This window comes from Pseudoalteromonas sp. SG44-17 (assembly GCF_014164235.1).
GTDB classification, from domain to species: domain Bacteria; phylum Pseudomonadota; class Gammaproteobacteria; order Enterobacterales; family Alteromonadaceae; genus Pseudoalteromonas; species Pseudoalteromonas rhizosphaerae.
This window is the reverse complement of the sequence record NZ_JACJEV010000012.1, coordinates 108,764-114,763: the sequence shown is the minus strand read 5'-3', so window position 1 is coordinate 114,763 and position 6,000 is coordinate 108,764. Positions and strand designations below refer to the sequence as shown.

At 41.1% G+C, this 6,000-nt stretch carries 6 protein-coding genes; 2 read left to right on the top strand and 4 right to left on the bottom strand.

The annotated features are described in order from the left end of the window. On the bottom strand, window positions 1-1,888 hold a 1,888-nt coding region (locus tag H5182_RS10995; protein WP_182760016.1), incomplete at its 3' end, for a TonB-dependent siderophore receptor. Window positions 1,889-2,025: 137 nt separating this feature from the next. Then, complete coding sequence (locus H5182_RS10990) at window positions 2,026-2,892, bottom strand: MBL fold metallo-hydrolase (protein WP_182734454.1); 867 nt, start codon at window positions 2,890-2,892, stop codon at window positions 2,026-2,028. Between the two features lie 104 nt (window positions 2,893-2,996). Here H5182_RS10990 and H5182_RS10985 point away from each other — a divergent pair, with 104 nt between their 5' ends. Continuing rightward, entirely contained in the window at window positions 2,997-3,884 is an 888-nt protein-coding gene (locus H5182_RS10985) for a LysR family transcriptional regulator (RefSeq protein ID WP_182734455.1), read from the top strand. 236 nt (window positions 3,885-4,120) lie between these two features. Continuing rightward, window positions 4,121-5,323 carry an MFS transporter gene (locus H5182_RS10980; RefSeq protein WP_182734456.1) on the top strand — a complete coding sequence of 401 codons (1,203 nt, stop codon included), beginning with the start codon at window positions 4,121-4,123 and terminating at the stop codon, window positions 5,321-5,323. Window positions 5,324-5,367: 44 nt separating this feature from the next. Here the strand turns inward: H5182_RS10980 and H5182_RS10975 are convergent, their stop codons facing one another. After that, window positions 5,368-5,565, bottom strand: a complete 198-nt coding sequence (locus tag H5182_RS10975) for a helix-turn-helix transcriptional regulator (protein WP_145237509.1) — start codon at window positions 5,563-5,565, stop codon at window positions 5,368-5,370. Beyond that, window positions 5,562-5,996, bottom strand: coding sequence for a hypothetical protein (locus H5182_RS10970; RefSeq protein ID WP_145237512.1), 435 nt, complete (start codon window positions 5,994-5,996; stop codon window positions 5,562-5,564). Before H5182_RS10970 ends, H5182_RS10975 begins: the two co-directional genes overlap by 4 nt. Window positions 5,997-6,000 lie beyond the last annotated feature (4 nt).

Below are 6,000 nucleotides of genomic sequence, written 5' to 3'. Positions count from 1 at the left end.
GCCAGCTTAATGAGTTTTGCCATTTACCGAGTTGTTGCTCAAGGGCTATTTTGCTGTGCAGTGGCATTATTTGATATAACGGCTCATCACTGTCATCACGCTCGCCATGGGTGCTAGTAAGCGCGGCGGTTAAATCCCATGTGCCTGCATTTTTACTATCAACAACACGGATAATACCTTCAAGCTTAGTGCCATAAAGTGTGGCGTCTAAATTGGTAAATTGCAGGGTATTACGCTCAGTTAATACCTTATCTGTGCGGTTAGTACTGCCAACAACAGTAACATCAATATAATCATTTACTTGGGTATACCAAGCGTTAGCTGTTATTTGCCACTGTCCATCTTTTGCCGATTTAGTGTAACTGGTGCTGATGGTATGCGCGGTTTCGGCTACTAAGTCTGGGTTACCAATATAACCATTACCATCACCAAACCAACCAATCATACTGGTCGACATTGTGCTGACACCCCAGCTATAACGTTCATATAAATTAGGCGCACGATTTTTACGTGCTAAGCCAAATTGTAGTTCATCTTCATTAGTAATTTGGTAGCGTAATAATAGGCTGGCATCCACAAGCGTGTCACTGCGCGCGCGATCCATGGCATTAAACTCTTTTGCAGCATCTTTATTTGGATCTGCCATATTCATTGCTGGCATACTTCCCATACCTGACATTCCATTCATGCCATCACCCATGTCTGAATATGGCTGCACTTCACCGGTATCCGTTTGCACATATTCAATACGCGTACCAGCAGAGACCCACCACTTGTTATTTAGCTGCTTTTGCAGCTCAGCAAAACCGGTGTAGCGGTCGCGTTCACCGTCATTAATATTTACATAGTCGTTAGGCCCCATCATCATTGAGCCTTCAATCGCAGGCCACCAATCATCAATGCGGTAACCATAGTATTCTTGGCCGAGCAGTAATACAGTGTCAGCATCAAAGTCTAAACGCCAATTAAGTTGATAACTGATATCTTGCGCGTCGGTATTCATCGGCATCATGCCGGTTTTTTCAGCGCTGAAAAAACCCATTTCGTGCTTTATATCATTAAAGTTTATTTGCGCTCGAAACTCACCACTTTCAAGCTGGCGTTTATACTGAGTGACTATGCCATAACTGGTGTTATCCGTCATATCCATATATTGATTAGCAAAGCCCTGAAAGGGTATTTTTTGATGCGTTAATTTAACCACTAGCTGTTGTTTTTCATCTCGCAGCGCTGCAGTTAATGCATGATTTTGCACACGATATAGAGTATCTAATACTAAATCACCATTACCATCGTCATAACTATCAGCGTCTTCAAAGGCACCTTGATAATTTAAACTCAAGCTGCCACTGGCAAGTCGTGCGCCAACACCTACCGCTTGCGCATTATTTACACTGCGATACTGCGCCGACACATAACCTGAATGCCACGCTAACGTATCACTCTCACCATATTGCGCAGCAATGGTGTTTACTACAATAACGCCGGCAATGTTATCGCCACCAGCGCTTACTGGCGAAATACCTGCAATCACTTGATAAGACGATAGCTGATTAGCCGAAATATAAGATAATGGTGGGTTCATCTGATTGCCACAGGCCGCAGTAATATCTGCGCCATCGACCAGTACTTTAACTCTATCGCCCATCATGCCATTTAATATAGGTAAACTAGAAACGCCACCTGCCGCAGAGAAATCCACCCCCAACTCAGTTAAAAGCTGTTCTGCAGAACCTAAATTTGCATGGCTGTTAACGTTTTGGCCTTGTACCTCAATCACTTCAATTGAATCATCAGCAAGAACGTAAGGAGAAACTAAACTCGCTATGCAAAGTGCTAACGGAGAAAGTGCATAACGTGAATTGATAAGTGGATTGTGGTTGCTCATTTTATTCTTTAATTACAGCAGGTTTAAGATGAACAAAGTATATAGTGTGCGACGTTGCCTGAACACGTGACAAATTGTCGCACCTATAATGCTATAAACTCAGTGCTGAGAATATCGTAACTAGATAAGTAAACACCTTACCAGATCATTTCACCCATATGCACTTTAGCGCCTAATTCTAAACTACTGGTATCAGTAAATTCGGGATAAAGCGTAACCATTTTGGCGATTAACTCTTGGCTATTGTGACTGTGCTGTTTTGCTTTCACAAACGCAGTTATATAGTTAAAGGTAAAATCAATGGCGCTAGCATCTAATGCAGAGCCTGCTTCCATATGCCCAGGGATCACCATTGCTGGTTCAAGCGCTTTCATTTCATTGAGCTGTTTTAGCCACGCATCAATACTTTGCTGACTTTGCGTATCAGCCATCCATACATGGTGCCCAGCTGAAACGGCTACATTACCTAAAATTGTTTTATTTGCAGGGATCCATAAATAAGGACGATGCGCTAACACCCCAGCTTGCATTCTGATCTGAATTTCATGCCCTTCAAGCTGCAATGTTTGTAGTGAGTAACTTGTTGGAACAATGGGGTTTGCTGGCGCATTGCTGCCCATTTTAGGCCCCCAAAATGCGATTTTATTAAGACGATTTTTTGCAATTACTTGCGCCACAGCCTCGGGAGTTATTAACTTTGCATTGGGGAATAGTTGCTGTAACAACTGCGCACCAAAGTAATAATCAGGATCTGCTTGGCTAATAAAAATGGTGGTTAACTCTTTACCTGAATCATACACTTTAGCTGCAATTCGCAGTGCATCCGCATTCGTAAAGCCACTATCGACCACAATAGCTTGCTTATCACCGTAGACGATACTTGAGTTAACCGTAAAACTATTACTATCAGCGTTATAAACATCCACCGTTAATTGCGACTTAGCCTGCGTACTTGCAGCCAGCATTAACAATGAAACAGATAGCGACTTTACTAAAACCTTCATTTAAGATACCTAAAATAAATACTGTTAGGTGAATAATAAAGAATTGATTAACTCAAATAAACGCACAACAATAAACATCATTATTTCAAAAAACGATCTAATTAATGGATAGAGTCACTGCCGCAAAAGTATTTTTGGATGTTGCTCACTCAGGTAGTTTTACAGCATCCGCTGAGCGCCTAAACATGTCACGAGCAATGGTAAGTCGCAGCATCGAAACAATGGAAAACTGGCTACAAACAAGGCTACTGCATCGCACTACCCGTAAAGTTGCCTTAACTAGTGCTGGTAAAGCATGTCTTGAAAATATTGAAAACTGGTATCAGCAAAGTGAACAACTAGTTTTACACGCAACTCCTGATGCAGCGCTGACTGGCAGTATTCGCATTGCCACGAGTATGTCGTTTAGTCAGTCACAATTAATGCCCGCATTAAAACCATTTTTACAACAACACCCATTAGTGAATATTGAACTAGAATTAAATGACTCAGCAACCAATTTGGCGCAAAAACAAATAGACTTAGCAATTAGAATTGCTGCAAACCCAGACCCATCATTGATCGGCAAACCTATTGGTATTTGTCACTCTGCGATTGTTGCATCAGCTGACTACCTTGCTAAGCACGCGCAAATAACTCAACCTAGTGACTTATCTGAGCATACCTATTTGGCACATAAACATTTTGCTAATCATGTCTTGCATTTAAAAATGCCCCAGCAACTTGCTTCTATTAACGTAACCAGTCGCCTTTGCGCTAATGAAGCAACTACCTTATTAAGTGCCGCGATTAATGGCTTAGGTATTGCGGTGTTGCCAACCTATTTAGCTAATGACTATATAGCACGTAACGAGCTTGTGCACATTTTGCCTGATTGGCATCCTGATGCACTAAACATTTATGCTTTGTATAGTTCCCGTAAGCATTTATCTCCAGCTATTCGGGCACTCATCGATCATTTATGCACGTACTTTAAAACAGAACACTGGTAATACTGGCAGCTTAAATGTAAAATCTACCCATTAAAACTGGAACGTTCCTATTAAAGTAAGAACGCTTGAATCTAACGTTATATTTAAAAATCTAAGTACGCCATTTTTCGTGTAATACGCTGACTTATTTTTATCATACAATCGCGGTTTAATTGGTTCTTCAAAATTGCAGTTTCCTGCTTTTTATTAAATAAATCATTCATATTTTTTCGTCAGTCTTTTTACAAGGGTTATCTATGTCACCTGAACCTAGCGTCGTGAACAATACGCTAAGCACTACCGCTATTTTGTTAGTACTTGCACTGGGTACTTTTATTTTAGGATTATCGGAATTTTCGATGATGCCAATGCTGCCATTGTTCAGCGAAACATTTGCCTCAACACCAGCACAAAGCGGTTATACCATTAGCGCCTATGCGATTGGCGTAGTGATCGGTGCACCGTTTTTTATGATCACCACAGCAAATATGCGCAAGCGTAATGCCTTGCTATTATTTGTGTCGATGATGTTTATATTTAACGGCTTAAGCGCATTTGCTAATTCGTTAGAGCAGCTTATATTATTTCGCTTTTTAAGTGGTTTACCCCACGGAGCTTATTTTGCTGTTGCCATTTTATTAGCCGCAGATATAGCACCTGCCAATAAACGCGCCAGCTTTATGTCTAAAGTATTTATGGGCCTTACCATAGCAACGATTGTTGGCGTGCCTATGGTTACTTTAGTCGGTCAAAATTTTAGTTGGCGTTATTGTTTAGCGGGCACCGCAGTGCTGGCACTTGTTGCGTTTATTCTAATTGTAAAGTTCATACCAAACACAAAAAATTCAGCCCCTTCGTCGTTATTAAGCGAGTTGAGCGTACTGAAAAATAAGCTGGTTTGGTCAATTTTAGGGATCATTATTGTTGGCTTTGGCGGGGTGTTTTGCATTTATACTTATATTGCCGATACAATTTTAGTGGTCACCCACACACCAGCCTACACTATATCAATTGCGATGGTTATGTTCGGTATTGGTTGTACGCTGGGCAACTATATTTTAGGTAAGGCAGCTGATCATTCGCCCCTTAAAACCACCGGTATAGCACTTGTTGGCGCAATCATTTTTGCTACAACTTATGTAATGGCAAGCCATAACATTTGGTTACTTTATGCGGTTATATTTTTTATTGGTTTTAGTGTCGGACTTGGCACAGTTATTCAAACTATGTTGATGGATGTATCTCCGCATGGGCACGCAATGATTGGCGCACTTGTACAATGCGCATTCAATACTGCAAATGCAATTGGTCCTTGGGTTGGCGGCTTAGCAATTGCACAAGGCGCGCAACCTAATCAAACCGGCTATGTCGCCGCAGTGTTATTTGCTGGTGGATTTATTATGTGGTTACTGAGTGCATTGCAAATGGGTAAACAAAAACCGCAACTAGTTGCCCCATAAACAGCACTACACTCTGCGTACTTTAAGCACGCAGAGTGTAGAATTTATACCTCTTCATCTTGAAAGATATCTTCAATTTTTAATTTAAATAAACGAGCTGCTTTAAACGCTAATGGTAAACTAGGATCGAACTTGCCTTTTTCAATAGCATTCACCGTTTGCCTTGATACATCAAGTAGCTCTGCTAATTTTGCCTGAGTAAGGTCATGCTCCGCGCGCAATACTTTAAGGCGGTTTTTCATTCTTCGTCCTCAGCGCCAAGTTGTTTATTCATCACTACGACAGACACTAAATAAGTTATCCCCATAAACATCACTAAATGGGAAATCCCTTGTCGAAACGAAATTACCCCGCTCGTTTGTAATACCGAGTATGCTAAACCAAATACTAAACTCCCTCCTAAGGTAATCGCCATCGCATTTAAATGTAACCGTTGCTGCAATTCATCTAAACCAGCTAAATGGCGTTTATTTGCCATAATCATCATAATACCTGCGAAAACATTGACCATAATTGCCACTATACTAAGTAGCGTGTTCTGCTCGCCCCACAGCAACAATGGCCCGAATGACGCAAGCGCCAAAGTTAAAACCCACGCCAGAGTCCACTTTGCTAAATAAACTGTGTTTAGTTTGTTACGTTGTTTGAATGTTAATCCTGTTTGTTGTTTCATGTTC